At 72.4% G+C, this 23671-nt stretch carries 22 protein-coding genes, 1 pseudogene and 1 riboswitch; of the genes and pseudogenes, 16 read left to right on the top strand and 7 right to left on the bottom strand.

What is annotated here, in order from left to right; translation table 11 throughout:
• Positions 1–112 precede the first annotated feature (112 nt).
• Positions 113–221, top strand: a riboswitch (TPP riboswitch).
• The 7 genes and pseudogenes from thiE to ABZ671_RS06980 all read left to right on the top strand — a co-directional run.
• Entirely contained in the window at positions 216–842 is a 627-nt protein-coding gene (thiE, locus tag ABZ671_RS07010) for a thiamine phosphate synthase (RefSeq protein WP_357852500.1), read from the top strand. (Overlaps the previous riboswitch by 6 nt.)
• The gene (thiO, locus tag ABZ671_RS07005; protein WP_357852498.1) at positions 836–1972 is read left to right on the top strand and encodes a glycine oxidase ThiO; all 1137 of its coding nucleotides are present in this window, start codon (positions 836–838) and stop codon (positions 1970–1972) included. Before thiE ends, thiO begins: the two co-directional genes overlap by 7 nt.
• Entirely contained in the window at positions 1963–2163 is a 201-nt protein-coding gene (gene thiS, locus ABZ671_RS07000; RefSeq protein WP_357852495.1) for a sulfur carrier protein ThiS, read from the top strand. The genes thiO and thiS overlap by 10 nt, the downstream gene beginning before the upstream one ends.
• On the top strand, positions 2160–2939 hold the full coding sequence (locus tag ABZ671_RS06995; protein ID WP_357852492.1) for a thiazole synthase: 780 nt from the start codon (positions 2160–2162) through the stop codon (positions 2937–2939). Before thiS ends, ABZ671_RS06995 begins: the two co-directional genes overlap by 4 nt.
• A gap of 62 nt (positions 2940–3001) precedes the next feature.
• Positions 3002–3658 (top strand): thiamine phosphate synthase, encoded by a 657-nt coding sequence (locus ABZ671_RS06990; RefSeq protein WP_357852622.1) that lies wholly within the window; start codon positions 3002–3004, stop codon positions 3656–3658.
• Positions 3655–4443, top strand: a complete 789-nt coding sequence (gene thiD / locus ABZ671_RS06985) for a bifunctional hydroxymethylpyrimidine kinase/phosphomethylpyrimidine kinase (protein ID WP_357852489.1) — start codon at positions 3655–3657, stop codon at positions 4441–4443. The genes ABZ671_RS06990 and thiD overlap by 4 nt, the downstream gene beginning before the upstream one ends.
• A 17-nt stretch (positions 4444–4460) precedes the next feature.
• A pseudogene (locus ABZ671_RS06980) lies at positions 4461–4879 on the top strand (phosphomethylpyrimidine synthase ThiC); the annotation flags it as partial.
• A gap of 141 nt (positions 4880–5020) precedes the next feature.
• Here ABZ671_RS06980 and ABZ671_RS06975 read toward each other — a convergent pair.
• The 4 genes from ABZ671_RS06975 to ABZ671_RS06960 all read right to left on the bottom strand — a co-directional run bounded on the left by ABZ671_RS06975 (position 5021) and on the right by ABZ671_RS06960 (position 9452).
• Positions 5021–7285, bottom strand: a complete 2265-nt coding sequence (locus ABZ671_RS06975; RefSeq protein ID WP_357852487.1) for a hypothetical protein — start codon at positions 7283–7285, stop codon at positions 5021–5023.
• Positions 7286–7369: 84 nt separating this feature from the next.
• Positions 7370–7678, bottom strand: coding sequence for a cupin (locus ABZ671_RS06970; protein ID WP_357852484.1), 309 nt, complete (start codon positions 7676–7678; stop codon positions 7370–7372).
• Entirely contained in the window at positions 7678–8625 is a 948-nt protein-coding gene (locus ABZ671_RS06965) for an LLM class F420-dependent oxidoreductase (RefSeq protein ID WP_357852481.1), read from the bottom strand. The genes ABZ671_RS06970 and ABZ671_RS06965 overlap by 1 nt, the downstream gene beginning before the upstream one ends.
• Before the next feature lie 2 nt (positions 8626–8627).
• A complete protein-coding gene (locus ABZ671_RS06960; protein WP_357852478.1) occupies positions 8628–9452 on the bottom strand; it encodes an ABC transporter ATP-binding protein in 825 nt (274 codons plus the stop codon).
• A 283-nt stretch (positions 9453–9735) separates the two neighbouring features.
• On the opposite strand from ABZ671_RS06960, the gene ABZ671_RS06955 reads away from it, so the two are divergent.
• A complete protein-coding gene (locus tag ABZ671_RS06955; protein ID WP_357852476.1) occupies positions 9736–10764 on the top strand; it encodes an ABC transporter substrate-binding protein in 1029 nt (342 codons plus the stop codon).
• Between the two features lie 107 nt (positions 10765–10871).
• A complete protein-coding gene (locus ABZ671_RS06950; protein ID WP_357852619.1) occupies positions 10872–11690 on the top strand; it encodes an ABC transporter permease in 819 nt (272 codons plus the stop codon).
• Positions 11691–11817: 127 nt separating this feature from the next.
• Here ABZ671_RS06950 and ABZ671_RS06945 read toward each other — a convergent pair whose 3' ends face one another.
• Entirely contained in the window at positions 11818–12999 is a 1182-nt protein-coding gene (locus tag ABZ671_RS06945) for an ABC transporter substrate-binding protein (protein WP_357852473.1), read from the bottom strand.
• Between the two features lie 446 nt (positions 13000–13445).
• Here ABZ671_RS06945 and ABZ671_RS06940 point away from each other — a divergent pair, with 446 nt between their 5' ends.
• The 7 genes from ABZ671_RS06940 (at position 13446) to glmM (ending at position 20885) form a co-directional block, all read left to right on the top strand.
• Complete coding sequence (locus ABZ671_RS06940; RefSeq protein WP_357852470.1) at positions 13446–16508, top strand: nitrate- and nitrite sensing domain-containing protein; 3063 nt, start codon at positions 13446–13448, stop codon at positions 16506–16508.
• Positions 16505–16912, top strand: coding sequence for a roadblock/LC7 domain-containing protein (locus ABZ671_RS06935; RefSeq protein ID WP_357852467.1), 408 nt, complete (start codon positions 16505–16507; stop codon positions 16910–16912). Before ABZ671_RS06940 ends, ABZ671_RS06935 begins: the two co-directional genes overlap by 4 nt.
• Positions 16913–16974: 62 nt before the next feature.
• Positions 16975–17337 (top strand): DUF742 domain-containing protein, encoded by a 363-nt coding sequence (locus ABZ671_RS06930; protein ID WP_357852464.1) that lies wholly within the window; start codon positions 16975–16977, stop codon positions 17335–17337.
• Entirely contained in the window at positions 17318–17941 is a 624-nt protein-coding gene (locus ABZ671_RS06925) for an ATP/GTP-binding protein (protein ID WP_357852461.1), read from the top strand. Before ABZ671_RS06930 ends, ABZ671_RS06925 begins: the two co-directional genes overlap by 20 nt.
• A 550-nt stretch (positions 17942–18491) precedes the next feature.
• Positions 18492–18935, top strand: a complete 444-nt coding sequence (gene rplM / locus ABZ671_RS06920; RefSeq protein WP_357852616.1) for a 50S ribosomal protein L13 — start codon at positions 18492–18494, stop codon at positions 18933–18935.
• Between the two features lie 20 nt (positions 18936–18955).
• Positions 18956–19420, top strand: coding sequence for a 30S ribosomal protein S9 (gene rpsI / locus ABZ671_RS06915; protein ID WP_357852458.1), 465 nt, complete (start codon positions 18956–18958; stop codon positions 19418–19420).
• A gap of 109 nt (positions 19421–19529) precedes the next feature.
• Positions 19530–20885: a phosphoglucosamine mutase gene (gene glmM / locus ABZ671_RS06910; RefSeq protein ID WP_357852455.1), complete on the top strand. Its 1356-nt coding sequence runs from the start codon at positions 19530–19532 to the stop codon at positions 20883–20885.
• Positions 20886–21171: 286 nt separating this feature from the next.
• Here the strand turns inward: glmM and ABZ671_RS06905 are convergent, their stop codons facing one another.
• The gene (locus tag ABZ671_RS06905; RefSeq protein ID WP_357852452.1) at positions 21172–22281 is read right to left on the bottom strand and encodes a beta-eliminating lyase-related protein; all 1110 of its coding nucleotides are present in this window, start codon (positions 22279–22281) and stop codon (positions 21172–21174) included.
• Positions 22278–23462, bottom strand: a complete 1185-nt coding sequence (locus ABZ671_RS06900) for a pyridoxal phosphate-dependent aminotransferase (protein ID WP_357852613.1) — start codon at positions 23460–23462, stop codon at positions 22278–22280. The genes ABZ671_RS06905 and ABZ671_RS06900 overlap by 4 nt, the downstream gene beginning before the upstream one ends.
• Between the last annotated feature and the right edge of the window lie 209 nt (positions 23463–23671).

Here is a 23671-nt window from a genome sequence, read left to right as displayed (position 1 = left end):
AGCGTGCTGTCCCGCCGGTCACCCGCTGTTCGTACCCTCCATGCCCGACGGTGGGTGGGAGAAGCGTCACCCGCCCTTGGCGGATCCGGGTCGACGTCGTACGGTGAGCCACAAGTGACCCACGGGAGCCCGGTGCACCGGGCTGAGAGGGAGGCACGCAGCCTCCGACCGTCGAACCTGATCCGGGTAATGCCGGCGCAGGGAGGAGTGTTGCCGTGCCGTCCCTGGGACGACTGCATCTGATCACCGATACCCGCCCGGGGCGGGACCCCCTCGGTGTGCTGCGCGCCGCGCTGCCGGTGGCCCGTTCCGAGCTGGTCGTCCAGGTCCGAGTGGCCGACGACGCCACCGACCGCGAGACGTACGAGCTGGCCCGCCGAGTGATCACGCTGTGCCGCCCGTACGAAGCGACCTGTCTGGTCAACGACCGGCTGCACGTGGCGCTCGCGGTGGATGCCGCCGGTGGCCACGTCGGTGCCGACGACCTGCCGGTGCGGGCCGCCCGCCGGGTGCTCGGCCCCGCCGCCGTGCTCGGCGCCACCGCCCGGGAGCCGGGCGCCGCGGTCGCGGCGGTCGCCGCCGGGGCCAGCTACCTGGGCGTGGGCCCCTGCCATGCCACCGACACCAAGACCGGGCTGCCGGACCCGATCGGCCCGAACGGGGTACGCGCGGTCGCCGAGGCGGTGGACGTGCCGGTGATCGCGATCGGCGGGGTGACCGTCGCATCGGTGCCGGCGCTGCGCGCAGCCGGGGCGTACGGGGTGGCGGTGGTCGGTGCGCTCTCGAACGCGGCCGACCCCGCTCGGACCACGAGCGAGCTGCTCGGGGCGCTGACGTGTTAACAGGGGGCCCCTCCTCTACCGTAGGCGTTAACAGGGGGCCCTTCCTTCCGGATGTCGGGGTGGTGGGGGCGGGGCCGGTCGGGTTGGCCATCGCGTGGCGGTGCGCGCAGCGCGGGCTGCGGGTGGTCGTCCACGATCCGGCGCCGGGTTCCGGGGCAGCGCACGTGGCGGCGGGAATGCTGTCGCCGGTGGCCGAGGCGTACTTCGGTGAGCACGAGCTGACCGGTCTGCTCGCCGACTCCGCCGCCCGCTGGCCGGCCTTCGCCGCCGAGCTGGCCGAGGCCGCCGGCACCGACATCGGATACCGCACCGACGGCACGCTGGTGGTCGGGCTGACCGCCGATGATCTGGCCGAGGCACGCCGGCTCTGGTCGTACCAGCAGGGGTTGGGGCTGCCGATCACGCCGCTGCGACCGTCGGCGCTGCGGGACCGGGAGCCGGCGCTGGCCCCCCGGGTGCGCGGCGGCGCGGTCGCTCCCGGCGACCACCAGGTCGACCCCCGTCGGCTGGTGGCCGCGCTGCGGACAGCGGCCGAGCGCGCCGGTGCGGCGCTGCGAGCCGGCGAGATCGCCCGACTTTCCGACGTGGACGCCCGGGTCACCGTGGTCGCCGCGGGCTGCGGCGCGGCGGCGCTCACCGGGCTGCCGGTCCGGCCGGTGAAGGGGCAGGTGCTCCGGCTCCGCGCGCCCGGTCGCGGTGCCCCGGGCTTCCGGCATGTGGTCCGGGGGTACGCCGACGGCGAGTCGATTTATCTGGTGCCCCGGGACAGCGGCGAGGTGGTGGTCGGGGCGACCGTCGAGGAACGCGCCGACACCGACGTGATCGCCGGCGCGGTGCTGCGGTTGCTCCGCGCCGCCGTCGACCTGGTCCCCGAGCTGGCCGAGTACGACCTGGTCGAGGCGTCCGCCGGGCTGCGCCCCGGTACGCCGGACAACGCGCCGATCATCGGGCCGCTGCCCGGCCGACCGGGGGTGCTCGTCGCCACCGGCCACCACCGGCACGGAATCGTGCTCACCCCGGTCACCGCAGACCTGGTCACCGAACTGATCGTCACCGGCCGGCCGGACCAGTTGCTCGCCCCGTTCAGCCCGGACCGGTTCATACCCGAGAAGGAGCGCAGGTGGAACTGATCGTCAACGGTGTCGGGCGGACCGTGCCCGGCGGAGCGACCGTGGCCGATGTGGTCCGGGAGGTCACAGACCAGCGGCGCGGCCTGGCGGTCGCGGTCAACGGCGAGGTCGTGCCGCGCGGCGGCTGGTCGGCGACCACGCTGCGTGACGGCGACCGCGTCGAGGTGCTCAGCGCCGCCCAGGGCGGGTGAGCGCGATGCCGTTCGAACTCGGCGGGGTCGCCTTCGACTCCCGGCTCATGCTCGGCACCGGCGGCGCCGCCAACCTGCACGTGTTGGAGCAGGCGATCCGCGCCTCCGGCACCGAGCTGGTCACGCTGGCGCTGCGCCGGGTGGACACCGCGCCGGGCACCGCTGGCGGTCTGCTCGACCTGCTCGACCGGTGTGGCGTACGGCTGCTGCCGAACACGGCCGGCTGCTACACCGCGTCGGAGGCGGTGAAGGTGGCTCACCTGGCTCGGGAGGCGTTCGACACCGACTGGGTGAAGCTGGAGGTGATCGGCGACGAGCGCACGCTGCTGCCCGACGGGGTGGAGCTGCTGCGCGCCGCCGAGGAACTGGTGGCGGACGGGTTCACCGTGCTGCCGTACACCTCGGACGATCCGATCCTGGCCCGGCGGCTGGCCGACGTGGGCTGCGCGGCGGTGATGCCGGCCGGCGCGCCGATCGGCTCCGGGCTGGGCGTGAGCAACCCGCACCACATCCGGCTGATCCGGCAGAGCGTGGACGTGCCGGTGATCCTGGACGCCGGCATCGGCACCGCCTCGGACGCCGCGCTCGCCATGGAGCTGGGCTGCGACGCGGTGCTGCTGGCCAGCGCGGTCACCCGGGCCGCCGACCCGGTGGCGATGGCCACGGCAATGCGATACGCGGTGCAAGCCGGCCACCTCGCGCACGGGGCAGGCCGCATCCCCCACCGCCACCACGCCCTCCCCTCCACCCCCCACACCGGAAGACCTGACCTGTGATCGCCGGCCCTGTCGTTGATCTTGGAAGGGGGTGGCCCCTGGAGGGGCCGGATTCTTCCAAGATCTCGTCGAGTGACGCACCGTGCGGAGTTGTGCTGCTCACCGATCGGTGGGGGGCTCGGGGGGTGTTGGTGGAGGTGGTCGCGGCGGCGGTGGTGGGTGGGGGAGTGCGGTGGGTGGTGCTGCGGGAGAAGGACCTGCCGCGCCCGGAGCGGGCCGCGCTCGCCGTCGAGCTGCGGGCGGTCCTGGCCGAGGTGGGTGGCACCCTGATCGTCGCGGGACCGGACCCGCTCGACGGTGACGCCGTGCACCTGCCCGCCGCTGGCCCGTACCCGCCGCCGGCCGTCGGACTCGTCGGCCGCTCCTGCCACGACGCCACCGAGCTGGCCCGCCTCACCACAGAGGACTACGCCACCCTCTCGCCGGTCTTCCCCACCAGAACCAAACCCGGCTACGGCCCACCCCTCCTCCGGGCGGGGCTCGCCGATCTGATCCAGGTCAGCCCGGTGCCGATCCTCGCCCTCGGCGGAATCGAGACACCAGCCCAGGTGCAGGCGTGCGTCCAGGCAGGCGCCGTCGGAGTAGCGGTGCTCGGCGCGATCATGCGCGCCACAAACCCAGGCGAGGCAGCCACCACGCTGACCAGAGCTTTCGACGAGGCGATCACCCCCGTGCCGCGAAGCCCGCAGCCCTCAAGACCGACCAGGAGAGAAGAGTGACCCCGACGACAGTCCTCACCATTGCCGGCAGCGACTCCGGCGGGGGAGCGGGCATTCAGGCCGACCTCAAGGTCTTCGCCGCCCTCGGGGCGTACGGCACCAGCGTGCTCACCGCGGTCACCGCGCAGAACACCCGCGGGGTCGACGCCGTGCTGCCACTGCCCCCGCAGGCGGTCCGGGACCAGCTCGACAGCGTGCTCGGCGACTTCGACGTACGCGCGGTCAAGACCGGTATGCTCGGCACCCCGGCGGTCGCCGGCGCGGTGGCCGAGGCGGCGGAGGCGGGCCGGCTGCCCCGCCTCGTCGTCGACCCGGTGCTGGTCGCCACCAGCGGGCACCGGCTCGGCGTGGTGGAGGCGGTCCAGCGGCTGCTTCCGTACGCCGAGGTGGCGACGCCGAACTGCGCGGAGGCCGCCGCGCTCACCGGATGCCCGGTGACCACGGTCGAGGAGATGGTCGCGGCGGCCGAGGCCCTCGCGGCCGGCGGCCCGGCGCACGTGGTGGTGACCGGCGGTGACGTGGACGCGGCCGGCGAGTCCGTGGACGTGCTGGTCGGCGGCGGGCGGACCACGCTGCTGCGGGGGTACCGGGTCGACACCCGGCACACCCACGGCACTGGCTGTTCGTTCTCGGCGGCGATTGCCGTCCGGCTGGCGGCGGGCGACCCGATGCCGGTCGCGGTCACCGCCGCCAAGGAGTACGTCACCCGCGCGCTGTCCGGCGCGCGGGACTGGAAGCTGGGCGCGGGACCCGGCCCGCTGGACCACTTCGGCTGGTCCGCATGAGGCGACAGGAGGCGGCCATGCAGGCACGACGTAAGGTGTACGTCGAGGGGCCCGGCCGGACATCCGGGTGCCGTTCGCCGAGGTGACGCTGACCGGGGACAACCCGCCGGTGCGGCTCTACGACACCTCGGGCCCCGGCTCCGATCCGGTGGTGGGGCTGCCACCGCTGCGCGGCCCGTGGATCGCCGAACGGGGTGACGTCGCGCGGGTGCGCGGCGCGGGCACCCCGCTGGCCGGCGCTGCCGGAGAGCGCCCGACCCAGCTCGCGTACGCGCGGGCCGGGCTGGTCACGCCGGAGATGGAGTTCGTGGCGATCCGGGAGGGCAGGTCACCGGAGTTCGTCCGGGACGAGATCGCCGCCGGGCGGGCGGTGCTGCCACTCAACGTCAACCACCCCGAGTGCGAGCCGGCGATCATCGGCCGGGCATTCCTGGTGTCACCCAGGAGCTGAAGGACTACGCGGCGCGCGGCATGCGGGACAAGTCCGGCGAGTTCCGGGACGCCGGCGCCCGGGTGTACCTGCCGCTGGCCTGAGCGTGTCCGGGCCGGGCCGGCCAGGTGGTCGGCCCGGCCCCGATCAGTCGCGGTGGTGGCGGCCGGTACGCGGCGAGCGAGCACCCTGCCCGCCTTCGTCCGAGGCGAGTCCGGCGACCCAGTCGACGTACTCCTCGTCCTTTGCCGCGAGCGGCTCCAACTCGTGATCGGTCCGGCTGGCGTCACTCGGTCCGGTCTCCTTGGCCCGGTTGCGCCGGAACAGGCCACGGAGCTTCGACTTCCCGCCGCCCGGCTCCACCTCGGCGGGATCCGTCACGATGGCCGCGCCGGCGTCGTCGTGCCGGCCGTCCGTCGGCGGGCCGACCGGGGCAGCGCGCCGGGCGTTGGCGAAGGCGTCCCAATGGACGTCCCGGCTTAGGTCTGGGAGCGTTTGGTGTCGGGGATGCGGCAGCTGCTCGCCCCGGGTCTCGTCCGCCGGTGCGCCGGTCCGCTCGGAGGTGCTGCTGTCGGTGGTGGTACCGCTGTCGGTGGTGGTACCGCTGTCGGTGGTGGTACCGCTGTCCGGTCCGGTGCTGCCGAGCGGGGTGACGGGCTGGCTCGGCGCGGGGATGACCGGCCGGCTCGGCGCGGGCACGACCGGCCAGGCCGGTCGGAGGCGGGCTCGCTGGTCCGGCACCTCCTCGAACATCGAAAAGCGTGGGCGTGGCGACGCCGGAGCCTCGACGACGGTGGGGAGGTCGGGCGCGGGATCCGGCGGCTCCTCCGCAACCGGCGGCTCCTCCGCAACCGGCGACGGCGTCGGACCCGACGGCGTCGGACCCGACGGCGTCGGACTCGACGGCGTCGGACTCGACGGCGTCGCCGTGGCGGCGTCCGGTTGCGGCGATGGCACCGGCCCGGGAACCCGGTCCGAAGCAGGAGCGGGTGTGCCTTCGTCGGGCTCGACGGGCGGCTGCGGTGCCGGGCGGCCGGCGGCGAGCACGTCGATGGCGGAGGTACGCCGCCTCGGGGGCAGCAGCCCTGGCACCGGCAGGTTCCGCCTCGGGTCCTCCGCGTCCGGTCCGACGACCGGCTCGTCCGGTCCGACGACCGGCTCGTCCGGGCCGACGACCGGCTCGTCCGGGCCGGTGTCGTGGTCGGTGCTCGGGGCAGCGCCCGGCTCTGGTGCGGCAGGGGTGGGAGTCGCGGCCACCGGTCCCGGGTCGTCGGGGGTGGTGGCGGGGTCGGGGGCCGTCCGAACGGTACCGGGCCGGCGGGGCGCTGGCGCGACCGCTGTGGGCGAGGGCCAGTCCCAGTGGGCGGGGGTGGCGGCCACGGCTCCCGTGGAGCCTTCCTGCCCGGTCCCGAGGTGGTTCGGTACGTCGACCGTACCTACGGCCGTCGGCGGGACACCGGCGTCCGGCCCGACGGCCGTGCCCAGGTTGTCGGGGGTCGCGGGCGACGGCGGCAGGGACTGCAGGATGTCGGTGGGTTGGAGTGGGGTGCTCTCCGGCTCCATGGTCGGCCGGCGTAGCACCGTGGTGGCGGCCGAGCCGAGCACGCCGGCGGCGACCGCGATCAGCGCCCCGTAGTAGGGAGTGAGCTGGTATCGATCGGCCACAGTGCCCGGGCCGGCGGCCAGGTACGCGAAGGCGAGCAGCGCCGGGCCGGCTGCTCCGGCCGCCCCGCCGACCAGCGGCAGGTGGCCGCGCCGGCGGGCCAGCGCGCCGACCGCAGCGCCGGCGAGCAGAGCGACCAGGGGCAGGAGCAGCATGGCCAGGCGCTGTGCGGTTTCGGCATCCAGCCAGGGCGGTTCGAGGACCCCGAGGCGTACGGTGACCAGCGGCCCGGCCGAGGACACCGTCGGCGCTACGGAGACCAGCGCGAACAGCCAGACGGCTGCCGAGGTGAGCGCGATGTTCCATCCGATCGGCGGCTTGAGCAGGACGACGATCGCCGCACCCGCTCCGAGCACCGCGCCGAGGATCGCGCAGATGCCGACCGCCCACACCGGGTCGACGGTGCCGCCGAGTTCGGTCGCTCGGGCCGGTTGCATGCACAGTGGTGCGACCACGGTCGCGCCCAGCGCGGCGGCGCCGGCGACGGCAAGCTGTGCGTTGGTGCCACTTGGGGCGCCGTCCCGGCGGGCGAGGCGTTCGGTGCCGACCGCGCCGGCCACTGCGGCGACCGCCGCGAACCAGCCGACCCAGGCGAGCTGGGCGGGCCACCGGTTGACCGCGTCGTCGGTGAACGCGCCGTCGAGGCGCACGACGCCGATCCCGTACGCGATGCCGAGCTGACCGGCCCCGGCCAGCACGCTCGTCCCGAGCGCCGTGAGCAGGAGCCTGCCCCACGTCCGAAAGGCCATGCCCGGCACGTTACGGCCCGGCGACCGCGATCGCCACCAATGCCGCCGCGCGGCGCGGCGCGTCGGCTCGACTACGCCGGGTGGCTATTTCAGCTCGACCAGGCGGGCCAGGTAGGTCGTCTCGCCGACGTTGGTCAGCATGTGCACCGCGCCCGGGTCACGGTAGACCACCCCGCCGGTCGGCTCGTCGGCGTCGATCGTGAGCCCGTCGATGGTCTGCACGACGTTCTTGGCCCCCTGGATCGCGATCACCAGGTAGGGGTGGTCGTGCCGGTGCAGCGGCTGCCGCTCGCCCGGTTCCAGGCGAATGTGCCAGACGCGTACCTTGTCGTTCTCGTAGACGATCTCCTGCCCCACGGGGCCGAGCTCGACGTCGGCGGAGAGGTCGGTCATCAGTTCCCGCCCAGTTGGGGGAGCACGTCGGCGGCGATGAGCTCCAGGTGGTCGAGGTCGTCGAAGTCGATCAGGCGCAGGTGCGCCCGGGTGGCGCCGATCGCGGCGAACTCGCCGAGCCGGTCGACGAGCTGCGCCGGGGAGCCGATCACCGGATCCTCCGGCGGCAGGGCGCTCTTGACGCGCAGCGGCGCGGCCCGCCGTTCTGCCTCCGCGTCGGTACGCCCGATCGCCACCACGATTCCGGTGGAGAACACCAGCGGCTGTCGCCCCGACTCGGTGCGCCCGACCCGGTCGCATGCCGCCTGGACCCGCTGGTACGCGGTGGCGGTCTCGGCGACGTTCTTGAACGGCACGTTGAACTCGTCGGCGTACCGGGCGGCCAGCTCAGGGGTGCGCTTGGGTCCCCGTCCGCCGATGATCACCGGCGGCCCGGGGCGCTGCACCGGCTTGGGTAGCGCGGGCGCGTCGAGGAGCTGGTAGTGCTCGCCCTTGAAGCTGTACGTCTCGCCGGACGGGGTGCCCCACAGCCCGGTGATGATCTCCAGCTGCTCGGCCAGCCGGTCGAACCGTTCGCCGATCGCGGGGAAGGGGATGCCGTACGCGGTGTGCTCCCGCTCGTACCAGCCGGCGCCGATGCCCAGCTCGACCCGGCCGCCGCTCATCTGGTCGACCTGGGCCACCTGCACGGCCAGCGGCCCGGGCAGCCGGAAGGTGGCCGAGGTGACCAGGGTGCCGAGCCGGATCCGGGAGGTCTCGCGGGCCAGCGCGGCGAGCGTCAGCCAGGCGTCGGTGGGGCCGGGCAGCCCCGGGTCGTCGCCCATTGAGCGGTAGTGGTCGGCCCGGAGGAAACCCTCGAATCCGGTCTCCTCGACTCGTCGGACGAACCGGAGCTGGTCGTCGTAGCTGGCCCCGCGGTGCGGCTCGGTGAACACGGACACGCGCATGGTCAGCGGCCTCCTGCGCCGGCTCGCACCGGGGCCTGCGTGGGGTCGACGGCTGCGCCCGCCACGTCCGGCGGGGTCCGCTCCATCAGCAGTTCGTGCAGGTCGGCACTGATTCGGGCTACGTCGGCCAGGTGCGCGTGCCGACCCAGGGTGCGCGGCCGGGGCACGTCGACCTCGACCACCTTGCGGATCCGGCCGGGCCGTGGGCTGAGCACGACCACCCGGTCGGCGAGCAGCACCGCCTCGTCGATCGAGTGGGTGACGAAGACGATTGTCGCCTTCGTCTCCATGTGCACTCGCTGGAGCTCGCCGGAGAGCTCCTCCCGGGTGAGCGCGTCGAGCGCCGAGAAGGGCTCGTCCATCAGCATCACGCGCGGCTCGCCGATCAGCGACCGGCAGAGTGAGACGCGCTGCTGCATGCCGCCGGACAGCTCGTGCGGCAGGCGCTTCTCGAAGCCACCCAGCCCGGCCATTTCCAGCAGGGCGCGGGCCCGGTCGCGGTGCTTCGCCCGGCTCCAGCCGAAAATCTCGACCGGGAGCAGGACGTTGTCCAGCACCGAGCGCCAGGGCAGCAGCGCCGGCCGCTGGAACAGCATGGCGATGTCCGGGCGCGGCTTCGTGATCGGCGTGCCGCCGACAGTGATCTCACCGCCGGTCACCGGGAGCAGCCCGGCGATCATGCGGAGCAGGGTCGACTTGCCGCAGCCGGATCGGCCGAGGATGGCGACGAACTCGCCCTCCGCCACGTCGAGGTCGATGCCGCGCACCGCCTCGACCCGCCCAGAGCGGCCGTCGAAGGTGCGGGACACCCCGGACAGTCGGATCATCTGCCGCCGGCTCCTTCCACGTCTCGATCGAGAGTCGGCCTAGCGTATCGGCACGCTCCTCATAGCACTGTCAGGGGTGGACGGCAGTCCACTTTCCGTCAGGCAACTTCGTTTCCGTTCCGCAACCCGTACGCCCGACGGTCTCCACTTGCCTTCTCGTACGCTGTTGCGCGCGAAGAGTCCCCTCACGACGGTCCTGTCGGCTCATTCCCTTCGTCGGCACCGTCGGATCAACGACCCGTCCGGGCGAACATTGCCTGGTCGGAAAGGACATGGTGCATTGATGAGAAGGTTGACCCGTACGGTCGCCGCCGCCGCGCTGGCCACCGCCCTCGCCCTGGTTTCCGCCTGCAGCAGCGGTTCGGACAAGTCCGACGACAACAAGGGCACGGGCGGTGCGCTGGAGAAGGTGACCTATCTCACCTCGTTTGGCAACTTCGGCCGTGACGCCTATGCCTGGGTGGCGAAGGACAAGGGCTACTTCAAGGAGGCCGGCTTCGACGTCGACATCAAGCCCGGGCAGGGCACCGGCTCGATCATCCAGACCGTCACCGGCGGCCAGGCCGACTTCGGTCCGATCGACCTGACCGGTGGCATCCTTCAGCTCGGCAACGGCCAGGCCAAGGACTTCGTCGTGGTGGCCGCGATCCAACAGCGGACCATGGCCGCCATCGTCTCCGTGGACGGCAAGGGCATCGCCACCCCGAAGGACCTGGAGGGCAAGAAGCTCGCCGACACCCCCGGCTCCGTCGTGCGCAACCTCTTCCCGACGTACGCCCGGCTGGCCGGCATCGAAGGCAGCAAGGTGACCTGGGTCAACGGTGAGGCGCAGGCCCTGATGGGCATGCTCGGCTCCGGCTCGGTCGACGGCATTGGTCAGTTCGTCGTCGGTCAGCCCACGGTCGCGGCGGTGACCGGAAAGGCGCCGGTCGTGCTGCCCTACAGCAACGTCATGCAGGACCTCTACGGCAACGCGCTGATCACCTCCGCGAAGATCGCCAAGGAGAAGCCGGAGATGGTCAAGAAGTTCACCGCGGCGCTACTCAAGGGCCTCGAGTACGCCTTGGCCAACCCGCAGGAGGCGGCGGACATCTTGAAGAAGAACGTGGACGCGGCCAACCCGGCCGCGGCCAAGGCCGAGCTCGAGCTGATGGCCGCGTACGTCCGCTCCAGCAACTCCGGCACCGCGATCGGCACCCTGGACAGCGGCCGGGTCGCCAAGAGCATCGCCCTGCTGCAGGGCGCGGGCGCGCTCAAGCAGGACCTCACCCCCGAGCAGTTCATCGACTTCGACCTCGTGCCGAAGGCCTGACCGGTCGGCTCGGACATCGGGGGTGCGCCCCGCCGCGACGGCGGGGCGCACCCCCCTTCGCGTGCCGGTCGTCCGGCCGGCCGAGAGAGGAGGACACGTTGACGCAGTTGACCGAGGCTTCTGCCGGGGCGCCGGCGACAGCCGCGCCGAGCCGTCCCCGGGTGCGTCCGGCGGCGCTGGGGCTGCCGGCGCTCGGAGTGGTGATCGCGGTGGCGGCCTGGTGGCTGGTCACCTCGGGCCTGCACCTGGTCCCCTGGGCGGCGCTGCCACCGCCGCAGGAGGTCTGGTCCGCGCTGACCGATACGACTCACGTGCTGCTACCGGCGCTGCTGAGCACCACCTGGATGACGCTGGCCGGCTTCCTGCTGTCGGCGGTGGCCGGTGTGCTGATCGGGATGGCCCTGGCCGCCTCCCGGCGGGTGGAGCGAATGTTCGCGCCGCTGCTGGTGGCGGTCAACGCGGTGCCGAAGATCGCGTTCGGCCCGCTGCTGGTGATCATGACGGGTTGGGGGCAGAAGCCGATCCTGACCATGGTGTTCCTGCTGTGCTTCTTCCCGATCGTGCTCTCCACCGCGACCGGGCTGACCACCACCCCGGCCGACTTGGCCGAGCTGGCCCGGGCGCTGAACGCGTCGTGGTGGCAGTCGTTCCGCAAGGTGCGGTTCCCGGCCGCCCTGCCGCAGATCTTCGTCGGGCTGAAGGTGGCGATGCCGCTCGCCGCGATCGGCGCGGTGATCGGGGAGTTCTACTCGGACCGGCCGGGGCTGGGCTACCAGATCCTCCAGTACAACGGCATGGGCGCCTACCCGACGTCGTGGGCGGCGATCATGCTGATCGCGCTGATGAGCATCCTGCTCTACTCGGCCCTCACCCTCGTCGAACGCCTCGCCCTCCCCTGGGTGAAGGCCACCACCTCCGCCCGGTAACCACCAGGGCGAGGTGAAGCGGTGGACGGCGAGCGACCACCGAAGGTGTGGCCCGACCGCAACCGGCGGAGGGATCAAGCCTGACCGCCCGGAGCCGGTTGCGGTCGGGCCACACCCACCAGAGCGACTACCCAGCCAGCCGCCACCGCCCACCCCGAGCCACCAGCGTCGTCAGCGCCTGCGGCATCAGCCCGGAGTGGTTGTCCGGGGTCATCCGGATCGGGCCGGAGAGCCCGTCGAGCTGTGCGGTCTCCAGGACGTCGCGCAGCGCGTCCCGGTTCACCGTGCCGGTCTTACCGCCGGCGTGCAGTTCGGCGTCCGCGATGAGTTGGACCGCGTCGGCGGCAAACGACGAGGAGCCGTGATAGCCGCCGAAGCGGGCGGTGTAGTCCTGGAACCACTGCCGACGTGCGGCCTTGGCCGGGGTGGTGGCGATGACGTCGTCGATCACCATGGTCTGGGTGAAGATCAGCGTGGCCCGTTCCGTCGAGCGGGCCGAGGCGCCGAGGAAGAGCTCGCCGGCCGCCGCCGCGCCGAAGAACAGCGAGCCCTCGAAGTGAGCCTGCCGGGCGCTGGCGGCCGCCAGCGCGGCCTGCTCGGACGAGGCCCAGACGATCAGTGCCTGCGGGTTCTTCGCGAGCAGGCCGGCGACCTGGCTGCTGACGTCGGTGTCGGTCGGGCGTACCGCCTCGGCGCGGAGCAGCTTGATGTCGGCCTTGTCGAACTCACCTTGCAGTGCGGTGAGCCCTTCCCTGTCGTAGCTGTCGGAGCTGTGCAGTACGGCCACCTTGCGGATGTTGCGCCGGCCCAGCTCTGCGGTGAGGGTGGCGGCGCTGTCGGTCGCGTTCGGTGCCAGCTTGAACATGTAGCGGCGGTCGGCGATCGGTTCGGTGACGGCGACGGAGGGTGCGAGCGCGATGGTCGGCACGCCCTTCTCGCCGATCGTGCGGGCGGCGCGAACCGCACATTCGTTGCAACCGCCCATGATGATGGCGCTGACGCTCGAGTCCGCGCTGAAATCGTTGATGTTGCGCGAGGACTCGGCGGCGTCCGAGCGGTTGTCCTTGATCCTGAGCTCAATCTTCCGGCCGCCGAGCGCGCCGGAGGAGTTCAACTGGTCGCGCTTCAGTTCCAGCGCCCGCTGGTACACCTTGCCGGCGGGTGCGGAGGCGCCGGAGAGTTCGAGGTCCGCAGCGATCACGATCGGGCTGGTGTTCTGCTGCTCCCCGCCGAACCGGCAGCCGGTGAGCGTGGTGGCCAGCACGGCCGATGCGAGCGCCGCGATGCTCGCGGAACGGATGGGGCTCAACTCAGTCCTCCAGGTGCGGGGCGGGCGTTACACCCGATCATCACCGCTCGTCCGTCCTCATTGGAGTGACGGGATTGTTTGCCGTACGGTGTGCGCGAAGCCTGCAAAACCTTGCCAATGCCGGGCCCTGTGGTCAAGCGCGGATACGGAAGCCGTTTTCGGGACGCCCATCCCACATATTGGGGATGTGCGAGGCCGGCCGGTGCTCACTGCGCAGATACGACCGGCCACCTGGGGTGACATGCCCAGTTCAGGGGTCTGGGGAAAAGAAGGTATTAGTTGACCGGAGCACGGGTTGAAGCCCCGCCGACCGTTTCCTGCCCCGCCGCGGCTTCCCAAACGGGATCATCTTTGATGAAATTCCGGCCGTGCCGCGCGTGGCGCTGGCCGCTGCACCAGGCACGGGTCGGCGGGGCGGGCGTGGAAGATACGACGGAGGCGATGTCGTGAGCACCGGACCTACGACCCTGCCCGAGACCCCCGACGCCGATCAGCGAAAGCGGCGACGGCGGCTGCCTCGGCTTCGTGACGCGCGCATCCGTTCGAAGCTTGCCCTCATCCTGGTCGTTCCGGTCGCCGCGGTCATCGCATTGGCAACTATCCGACTCGTTTCGGTCGGCCAAGGCGCATTCGAGGCCACCCAGATCCGGTCGCTGACCGCGTTGTCGATGGACGTCTCGGCGCTCGCCGACGACCTGCACAAGGAGCGGATGGCCGCGGCCGCCTACCTGGCCGGGCCGAACAACGCAGACAACTACAACCTGCGGGTACGGCGCACCGACGAACGGATTGCGACGTACCGGCACGAGCGGGGGCGGCTCGGCGACGTGCCGGCCTCGGTCCGTTCCCGGCTCCAGGTGATCGACGACCACCTCGCCACGCTGAGCAGCACCCGGCAGGAGGTGCTGGACCGGCAGCAGATGCCGGTGGCCGAGGCGATCCTGCGCTACGGCATCGTCCTCAAGGACCTCGTCGCGTACGGCGACACCCTGGCCCAGCAGCCCGGCGCGGAGCAGATCGCCGACGCCCGCCGCGCGGTGGCCGCGTTCGCCCACGCCAAGGCCGAGGTCGCCGAGGAGCAGGCGGTCGTCTTCACCGCGCTCGCCTCCGACCGGCTCGACGAGGAGCAGTTCGCCTCCTTCCTGGCCACGTTGACCGCGCAGCAGGAGGCGCTGCTCGCCTTCTCGCGGGCCGCCGAGCCGGCGCAGCGGTCCCTGGTGGACAGCAACGTCTCCGGTGACGCGGTGCAGCTCGCCGACCGGGTGGCGAACGACCTGTCCCGCTCGGTCGGGCAGGCGCCCCTCGTCAAGAGGGAGGACGCCGCCACCGCCATCGGCGCGGTCAACGACCTGATGCGGTGGGCCGAGGTCCAGCTCCAGGACCGGCTGCTCAGCGCGGCCGACCAGATCCGCGCCGACGTCATCCGGCAGGCCGTCATCGAGAGCCTGCTCGTCCTGCTCACGCTGGCCATCGCCGTGACGCTGGCCGTGGTGCTCGCCCGCTCGCTCAACGAGTCGCTGCGCCGGCTGCGCGAGGGCGCCCTGGCGGTGGCGAACCATGACCTGCCGGACGCGGTGAGCCAGCTGCAGAACGTCCAGGCGATCGGTGACGGCGGTGTGGACGAGATCGTCCAGCAGGTCCGGGACCCGATCAAGCTGACCAACCGTGACGAGATCGGCCAGGTCGCGGTGGCCTTCAACGTGGTCCACCGGGAGGCGGTCCGGGTGGCGGCCGAGCAGGCCGCGCTGCGGACCAGCGTCTCGGCGATGTTCCTCAACCTGGCCCGGCGCTCACAGAACCTGGTCGACCGCATGATCGGCGAGCTGGACGCGATCGAGCGCAGCGAGGAGGATCCGAAGCGGCTCGCGCAGCTCTTCGAGCTCGACCACCTGGCCACCCGAATGCGCCGCAACGACGAGAACCTGCTGGTACTTGCGGGTGCCGACTCGGCCGTGCCGCGCCGGGACGACGCCCTCCTGATCGACGTGCTGCGGGCCGCTCAGTCCGAGGTCGAGCTCTACAACCGGATCGAGTTCGGCACCGTCGACACCGACATCTCGGTCGCCGCGCACGCGGTCAACGACGTGGTCCGTCTCGTCGCGGAGCTGCTCGACAACGCCACCCGGTTCTCGCCGCCGAACACCATCGTCGTCGCGGACGGCCGGCGGATCCGGGACTACGTGCTGATCCAGGTCGAGGACCGCGGCCTCGGCCTGACCGACGAGCAGCTCGACTCGCTGAACCGGCGCCTGGCCGCCCCGCCGACGGTCGACGTGGCCGCGTTCCGGCTGATGGGCCTCGCCGTGGTGAGCCGGCTCGCCTCCCGCTACGGCATCCGGGTGGAGCTGCGACGCAACGTCGAGGGCGGCATCGTCGCCCAGGTGACCCTGCCCAACTCCGCCGTGGTGCTGCCGGCGAACCGGGGCCAGGCCTCGCTGCCCCGGCCGCGCCAGCCGCTCGCCGTCGAACAGTCTCCGGCGAGCCGGAGCACCTCCCCGGCCGACCCGCTGACCGACGCGGGGCGGGGCGGCACGGCGACCCTCACCGACCAGTGGCGTACCGCCACGCCGCCGCCCGCCCGTTGGCAGGCCGCAGCCGAGGCGCGCGACACCGGCCCGGCCGTGCAGCTGGGCGGTGCGAGTGGTGCCCTGCCGAGCAGGCCGTCGGCCGAGCCGGTCCCGCCCGCGCCGTCGACCCCGGTGTCCGGCGCAGGCTGGTCGGCCGGTGGCCCCACCGTCACGTACCCCACGCTCGACGCGCTGCCGAGGCGGGCTTCGAGTGGCGAGACGAGTGCGCCGGCCGCCCCGGTTCCGCCGGCCTACCCGGACGCGCCGGCGTACACGCCGGTTGCGGCGGTGCCTCCGGCGCCGGCTGCGGCGGTGGTGGCCCAGCCCGAGCAGCCGGCCGAGGCACCGATCTTCCGGGAGATGGAGGCGGTCTGGTTCCGCTCGCACGGCAACGACGAAACCACCATCTTCACCCGACCGCGGTTCGACGAGGAGCCAGCACCCGCCGCGCCACAGCCGGTCGCCGCAGCTTCTCCGCCGCGGCCGCCGCTGCCGAGCCGCACCCCGGGCGCCCAGGCATCGGGGCTGACCACGCCCCCGCCGTACACCCCGCCGGCGGTGCCGTCGCCGGCCACCCCGCCGGCCGCCGTGCCGTCACCGGCCACCCCGCCGGCCCCCGTACCCCCGCCCGCCGCCGCACCCCCGTCGCCGCCGACGGGCAACGCGGACGCCTGGCGAACGGCGGCCGACGAGGGCTGGTCACGGGCCAGCCAGGCCGCGGAGCCCGCCAACGGCGGCACCACCCGGTCCGGGCTGCCGAAGCGGGTGCCGCAGGCCCAGCTCGTGCCCGGCGGCGTCGAGCCCAAGGGCAACCGGGCCCACACCCGGCGGACGCCGGACGAAGTACGCGGACTGCTGTCGGCCTACCACCGCGGTGTGCAGCGGGGAAGGACGGCCGGCGCGGAACTGAACAGCACCTCGACCAAGGAGACGAACCAATGAACAGGCCGGCGGCCATGCAGGACATGGGTTGGTTGCTCAGCAACTTCGCCGACAGCGTGGCGGGCATCGCCCACGTGGTGGCGGTGTCCGCGGACGGGTTGCTGCTCGCCTGCTCCCGCGACCTGCCGACGGACCGGGCCGACCAGCTCGCCGCGATCACCTCCGGCGTGGTGAGCCTGACCGAGGGCGCCGCCCGGATGTTCAGCGCCGGTGGGGTGCTGCAGACGGTCATCGAGATGGACAGCGGATACCTCTTCCTCATGTCCATCAGCGACGGCTCGTCGATGGCGGTGCTGGCCGCCCGCAGCTGCGACGTCGGACAGGTGGGCTACGAGATGGCGCTGCTGGTGGAACGGGTCGGCCAGGCCCTGGTTCCGCTGCCCAGGGATGCCGTCCGGTCCTGACCGGGTGGCGGACGTGATCCGGAGCCGGCCCGGCTCCGTACGGAAGGGGAGGTGATCGCGAGATGGAACCACAGCGGGATCCGCGTGGGGCGCTGGTGCGACCGTACGCGGTCACCCGTGGCCGCACCGAGCCGTTGCAGAACATCGCGCTCGAGGCGGTGCTGTCGTGCAATTTCACCCAGTCGGCCGAGGCGCGGTTCGCCGGGCACGACAAGTACCGCATCGCCACGGTCTGCGAAGGCCGGGCACAGTCGCTGGCGGAGATCGCCGCGTACACCCGGATGCCTCTGGGGGTCACCCGGGTGCTGGTCGCCGACATGGTGGCCGAGGGCCTGCTGACGCTACACACTGCCGCTCCCGCAACCGGATTCCAGGAGCGGATGAACCTGCTTGGAAGGGTGCTAAGTGGACTTCGCGAACTATGACCCCGACGGGGCGAACCGCGGCCGGGAGATCATCTCCGCGAAGATCGTGATCGCGGGTGGCTTCGGGGTGGGCAAAACCACCCTGGTCGGTGCGATTTCCGAGATCACTCCGCTGACCACCGAGGCGCTGATGACCGCGGCCGGCGTGGGCATCGACGACCCGTCGAAGGTGCCCGGCAAGGAGACCACCACGGTCGCCATGGACTTCGGCCGAATCACCATGGCCCAGGACCTGATCCTCTACCTGTTCGGTACGCCGGGCCAGACCCGCTTCTGGTTCATGTGGGACGAGATCATCCGGGGCGCGGTGGGGGCCGCCGTGCTGGTGGACACCCGGCGGATCACCGATGCGTTCGCCCCGCTGGACTATTTCGAGAACCGCAAGCTGCCCTACGTGGTGGCGCTGAACCGGTTCGACGACGCCCCGTTGTACGAGGTGGAAGAGGTCCGCGAGGCGCTGGCGATCTCGCCGGACGTGCCGCTGGTGCTGTGTGACGCCCGGAACCGCGAGTCGGTCAAGCAGGTGCTGGTGACTGTCGTCGAGCACGCCATGCTTCGCCTTCAGGCCGAGCACGACCGCGGCTACCCGACCCCGGTGGGCTGACCCCGGCTCAGCCCACCGATCCTCAGCGCGCCCGCGGCTCGACCGTCGCCGTGAAGCCGGTCAGTTCGGTCGGCACACACTGGCGGCCGCGGTTCGCGCGCACCTCGGTACGGTGTTCACCCGTCGGCCGCCGCCGTGTCGGCGAAGCCGGAGTGGCGGAAGGCGCGCGAGCTGAGGTGCAGCTCACGGACAGCGCCTTCCGTATCCGGCGCGCCCGTTCGGCGATGGCCTGCGGGTCCTCGGTGGGACACCCCCTCCGATCGGGTGGAACGATGCGGATCACTGCGCAGCCTAGAGTTGGCAGGGCCGCCCTGTCCGCCCCGGGCCGTGGGGAAAACGGGCAGAACTCCACCAGATGGACCAGGCCGCGCGAGGTGGTACCCCGTTTTGACCTGCTGCCGGGCGGCCGGGTATCGTTGCCTGCTGTTGTACGACATTCAGAGGCGTGCCGCATCAGGTACGCTTGGTCGTTCGTGCGCGCTGGTTCGACTGGGAAGTCCTGGTCACCTCGGCGCGCGACCCCAGACCGACGACGAGACAAGGTAGACCTGTGCGTACGTACAGCCCGAAGCCGGGTGAGATCGAGCGTCAGTGGCACGTCATCGACGCCTCTGATGTCGTGCTGGGCCGCCTCGCGACCCACGCCGCCACGCTGCTGCGTGGCAAGCACAAGCCGACTTTCGCGCCGCACGTCGACACGGGCGACTTTGTCGTCATCGTGAACGCGGGCAAGGTCGCGCTGACCGGCAACAAGCGCCAGCAGAAGATTGCCTACCGCCACTCCGGTTACCCGGGTGGTCTGAAGCAGGTCGGCTACGACGAGCTGCTCACCAAGCGTCCCGACCGGGCCATCGAGCTGGCTGTGAAGGGGATGCTCCCGCACAACAAGCTCGGCCGCCAGATGATCAAGAAGCTGAAGGTCTACGCCGGCGCCGAGCACCCGCACGCCGCGCAGCAGCCGGTGCCGTTCGAGATCAAGCAGATCGCGCAGTGAGCGCGGGCGAAGGAAACAGCATGACCGACATCACCGTCACCGAGGTTGCCCCCGAGGCCACCGAGGCGCCGGCGCCCGTCGCCCGCGCGCCTCGTGGCGACCGCCTGATCCAGACCGTGGGTCGGCGCAAGGAGGCCATTGTCCGGGTCCGCATCGTCCCCGGCAACGGCAAGATCACCTGCAACGGCCGTGACCTTGAGGCCTACTTCCCGAGCAAGGTGCACCAGCAGCTCATCAAGGACCCGCTGGTGACCGCCGAGAAGGCCGAGGCGTTCGACGTGATCGCCAACCTCCGTGGTGGCGGCACCACCGGCCAGGCGGGTGCGCTGCGCCTCGCCATCGCCCGGGCGCTGATCGTGAGCGAGCCGGACGACCGGCCGGCCCTGAAGAAGGCCGGCTTCCTGACCCGTGACGCTCGGGTCAAGGAGAGCAAGAAGTACGGCCTCAAGAAGGCCCGTAAGGCTCCCCAGTACTCGAAGCGCTGATCATCAGCGGCGCCTTGTACTTCTGACGGACAGCCGGGTCCTCCTCCCCATCGGGAGGTGGGCCCGGCCGTTCTGCTCTTACCATCGCAGTCCCATCGGAGGTTGGGGTATGGGCCGGTTGTTCGGCACGGATGGCGTACGCGGGCGGGCGAACGCGGATCTCACTCCGGAGTTGGCGCTCGCGGTGGCGGTCGCCGCCGCGCACACGCTCGCCGAGTCGGACCGGAGCCATCCGCCGCTCGCCGTGGTCGGCCGGGACACCCGGGCCAGCGGCGAGATGCTGGAGGCCGCGGTGGTGGCCGGGCTCACCAGCGCCGGCGCCAACGTGGTACGGGTCGGCGTGCTGCCCACCCCCGCGGTGGCGTTCCTCACCGCCGAGGCCAAGGCCGACCTGGGCGTGATGCTTTCCGCCTCGCACAACCCGATGCCGGACAACGGGATCAAGATCTTCGCCGCCGGCGGGCACAAGCTGCCCGACGAGATTGAGATGCGGATCGAGGCGGCCGTCGAGGCGAACGCCACCACCGCCTGGGAGCGCCCGGTCGGCGCCGGCGTGGGCCGGGTGCACGACCTGCTCGACGGCGCCGACCACTACGTCCAGCACCTGGTCGGGACCGTGTCGCACCGACTGGACGGGATCAAGGTGGTGGTCGACTGCGCCAACGGCGCGTCCGCCGAGGTCGCCCCGGCGGCGTACCGGGAGGCCGGTGCCGAGGTGATCGCGATCTGCGCCGAGCCGGACGGGCTCAACATCAACGACGACTGTGGCTCCAACCACCTCGATGCGCTGCGAGCCGCCGTGGTGGAGCACGGAGCGCACCTGGGCATCGCCCACGACGGGGATGCCGACCGCTGCGTCGCGGTGACCGCCGACGGCGACGAGGTCGACGGCGACCAGGTGATGGCGATCCTCGCCTTGGGCATGCGCGAGGCTGGCGAGCTGACCCAGGACACCCTGGTCGCCACCGTGATGAGCAACCTCGGCCTGCGCCTGGCCATGTCCGCACAGGGCATCCGACTGGTCGAGACCAAGGTCGGCGACCGGTACGTGCTGGAGGAGCTGCGCGCCTCCGGTCTCGCCCTCGGCGGCGAGCAGAGCGGGCACATCGTCATGCCGGCGTACGCCACCACCGGCGACGGCGTGCTCACCGCCCTGCACCTGATGTCCCGGATGGCGGCCACCGGCAAGCCGCTCGCCGAGCTGGCCTCGGTGGTCACCGTGCTGCCGCAGGTGCTGATCAACGTGCCGGTGAGCGACCGGACCGTGGGCTCCGCCGCGCCGGCCGTCCGGGCCGAGGTGGAACGCGCCGAGGCCGAGCTGGGTGAGACGGGCCGCGTGCTGCTGCGCCCCTCCGGCACCGAGCCGCTGGTGCGGGTCATGGTCGAGGCGGCCACCGAGGCCACCGCCCGGTCCGTCGCGGAGCGGATCGCCGCGCAGGTCCGCACCGCCAGCCCGGTCGCCTGACACCAACCAGGCTCATCCGGGCGCGTCGGAATCCTCCCGTTGCCTCCGGCGCCGTCTCCGCTCCCGTTCCGTTCGCCGTCTCGATGAACGGTTGTGGGTGGTTGGCCCGCTACAAACCCGGGGGCCCTGCCCGTGTCCGCCGCCCCCGGGTGATGCGTTTACGTCATCAAGTTCGTAGCGGCTGACAGAAGGGCCTCAGCCCGGTGGACGAAGCCGCGTCGGGCGGTCCCGCCGCCGGCCCGCCGCACATGCTGCCCGCCAACCGCCGGGTGAGGCCGGGCCGGGCTCAGCGCTGCGGCAGGCGGCGGAGGAAGCGGTCGGCCAGGTCGACGACCCGGTCGGCACCCAGCTCCAGCGCCGGGCCGGCCACCGTCACCTCGGCCAGCGCGATTCCGGGCACCTCGGCGTCCCGCCAGCCGCCGATGAACCAGGCCTTCTCCTCCTCGGCGAGGGCCAGGTTGGCGGCGTTGAGCGCCTCTGCTGGATGCGGCAGCCAGAGCCGGAACTGATGGGTGTGCGGCGGTTCCGGGTGCACCCGCGCGCCGGGAAGGGTGGCCAGCGCTGCGGCCACCACCTTCGCGTGCGTCACGTAGTCGGGTAGCCGGGGCAGCTCGTGTGCCAGGCCGGCGAGCGCGGCGAGGGCGGCCGGCCACTGCTGGAACAGGTTCCCGCCGTAGCGGTGTCGCCAGGCGCGGGCGTATCGCATCAGCTCCGTGGAGCCGGCCAGCGCCGCCCCGGAGTGGCCACCGAGGGACTTGTAGAACGAGACGTACGTGCTGTCGGCCAGGGCGACGATCTCGGCCGCCGGGTGCCCCAGGTGGACGGCCGACTCCCAGAGCCGGGCGCCGTCCAGGTGCACCCGGGCGCCCCGCTGCCGGGCCGCGCCGACCACCGCGACCAGCTCGTCCCAGGCCGGCAGGACGAAACCGGCGTCGCGCAGCGGCAGTTCCAGCAGCAGCGTGCCGATCGGCTCGTCGAGCGCGGCGATCTCCTCGGCCGTCGGGTTGCGCGGCGCGCTCGTGGTCAGCACCGCCCGCAGACCGCTGAGTACGGCGTACGCGTCCCGCTCGTGGAGCAGCGGGTGGTTGAGCGGGTGCAGGCCGACCGCCTCCCGGCCGGTCAGCTCGGCGCCGTGGCGGAGGGCGACCTGCTGGGCCATGGTGCCGGTGGGGAAGAAGGCGACAGCCTCAGTGCCGAGCAGCGCGCCGACCCGGCGTTCCAACTCGTCGAGCGGGCCGCCCTCGCCGTAGCAGTCAGGCAGCAGATCCTCGGTCGCGATGGCCCGGATCGTCGCCAACTGCTCCTGCACCGAGGGGGGCCGCACGCCGGAGAGCATGGTGTCGCAGCCGCGTTGCGCGGTGACCCGGCGGAGCCGGTCGGCGTACGCGTCGGTCACCGTTCCGCCTTCAGCCGGCGCAGCCGGGCGACCGCCTCGGTCAGCACCTCCGGCCGCTTGCAGAAGGCGAACCGGACCAGCCGCCGTCCGGCCTCCGCATCGTCGTAGAAGACCTGGGTCGGCACCGCCACCACGCCGCAGCGCTCCGGCAGCGATCGGCAGAACTCCACCCCGTCCCGGCCGCCGAGCGGGGTGACGTCGGCGGTGACGAAGTAGGTGCCCTCCGGGGCGAGCACGTCGAACCCGGCGTCGGTTAGCCCGCCGACCAGTTGGTCCCGCCGTCGCTGCATGTCGTCGCGGAAGCCGGTGAAGTAGGCGTCCGGCAGGGCGAGTGCCACCGCGACGGCCGGTTGCAGCGGCCCGGCGTTGACGAAGGTGAGGAACTGCTTCACCCGCAGCACCGCGGAGACCAGCGGTGCAGGCCCGCTCACCCAGCCGACCTTCCATCCGGTGCAGGAGAGGGTCTTGCCGGCCGAGGAGATTCGCAGTGTGCGCTCCCGCATGCCGGGGAGCGTCGCCAGCGGCACGTGGGGGGCGGCCGCGTCGGTGAAGACCAGGTGCTCGTACACCTCGTCGGTGACCGCGTACGCGTCGTTCTCCCGGCACAGCTCGGCGACCAGGGCCAGTTCCTCGGGGGTGAAGACCTTGCCGGTCGGGTTGTGCGGGGAGTTCAGCAGCACCAGCCGGGTACGCGGCCCGAACGCGGCGCGTAGCTCGACCGGGTCGACGGCGTACCGGCCGTCGGCGGCGGGACGCAGCGTGACCGGCCGGCGGACCGCGCCGGCCAGCGCGATGGAGGCGGCGTACGAGTCGTAGTACGGCTCGAAGCAGACCACCTCGTCGCCCGGCTCGCAGAGGGCGAGGATGCTGGCGGCGATTGCCTCGGTGGCGCCGGCGGTCACCACGATCTCGCCGTCCGGGTCGTAGTCGAGGTTCCAGAAGCGGCGCTGGTGGGCCGCGACGGCGGCGCGCAGCGCCGGGATCCCTGGCCCCGGCGGGTACTGGTTGTGCCCGGAGCGCAGCGCGTCGGCGGCCGCCGCGAGCATCTCCGGCGGGCCGTCGGTGTCCGGGAAGCCCTGCCCGAGGTTGACCGCGCCGGTGCGTGCGGCGAGCGCGGACATCTCGGCGAAGATGGTGGTGCCGAACGGTCGCATCCGGGCCACCAGCGGATCGGTCGTCATCACGCCGATCAGCCTACGGCCGTCATGCCCGGGGCCGCGCCGGCGGGATCGGTGGGCCCCGACCAGGGCCACCAATGTGTGGGCGGAGGCAAATTCCCAAGATCGCGCCTCCGTCCAGCTGGGCGTTTTTTCTGATCCGCGCCGTTTGCCTATCAATTCACTCAAAGCAGGTGATCATTTACCCGGCTTTCGAGCACACATCATGAGCG

The sequence above is a fragment of the Micromonospora sp. NPDC006766 genome, assembly GCF_040636055.1.
Taxonomy (GTDB): Bacteria; Actinomycetota; Actinomycetes; order Mycobacteriales; family Micromonosporaceae; genus Micromonospora.
This window is presented reverse-complemented; position numbering and strand designations above follow the sequence as displayed.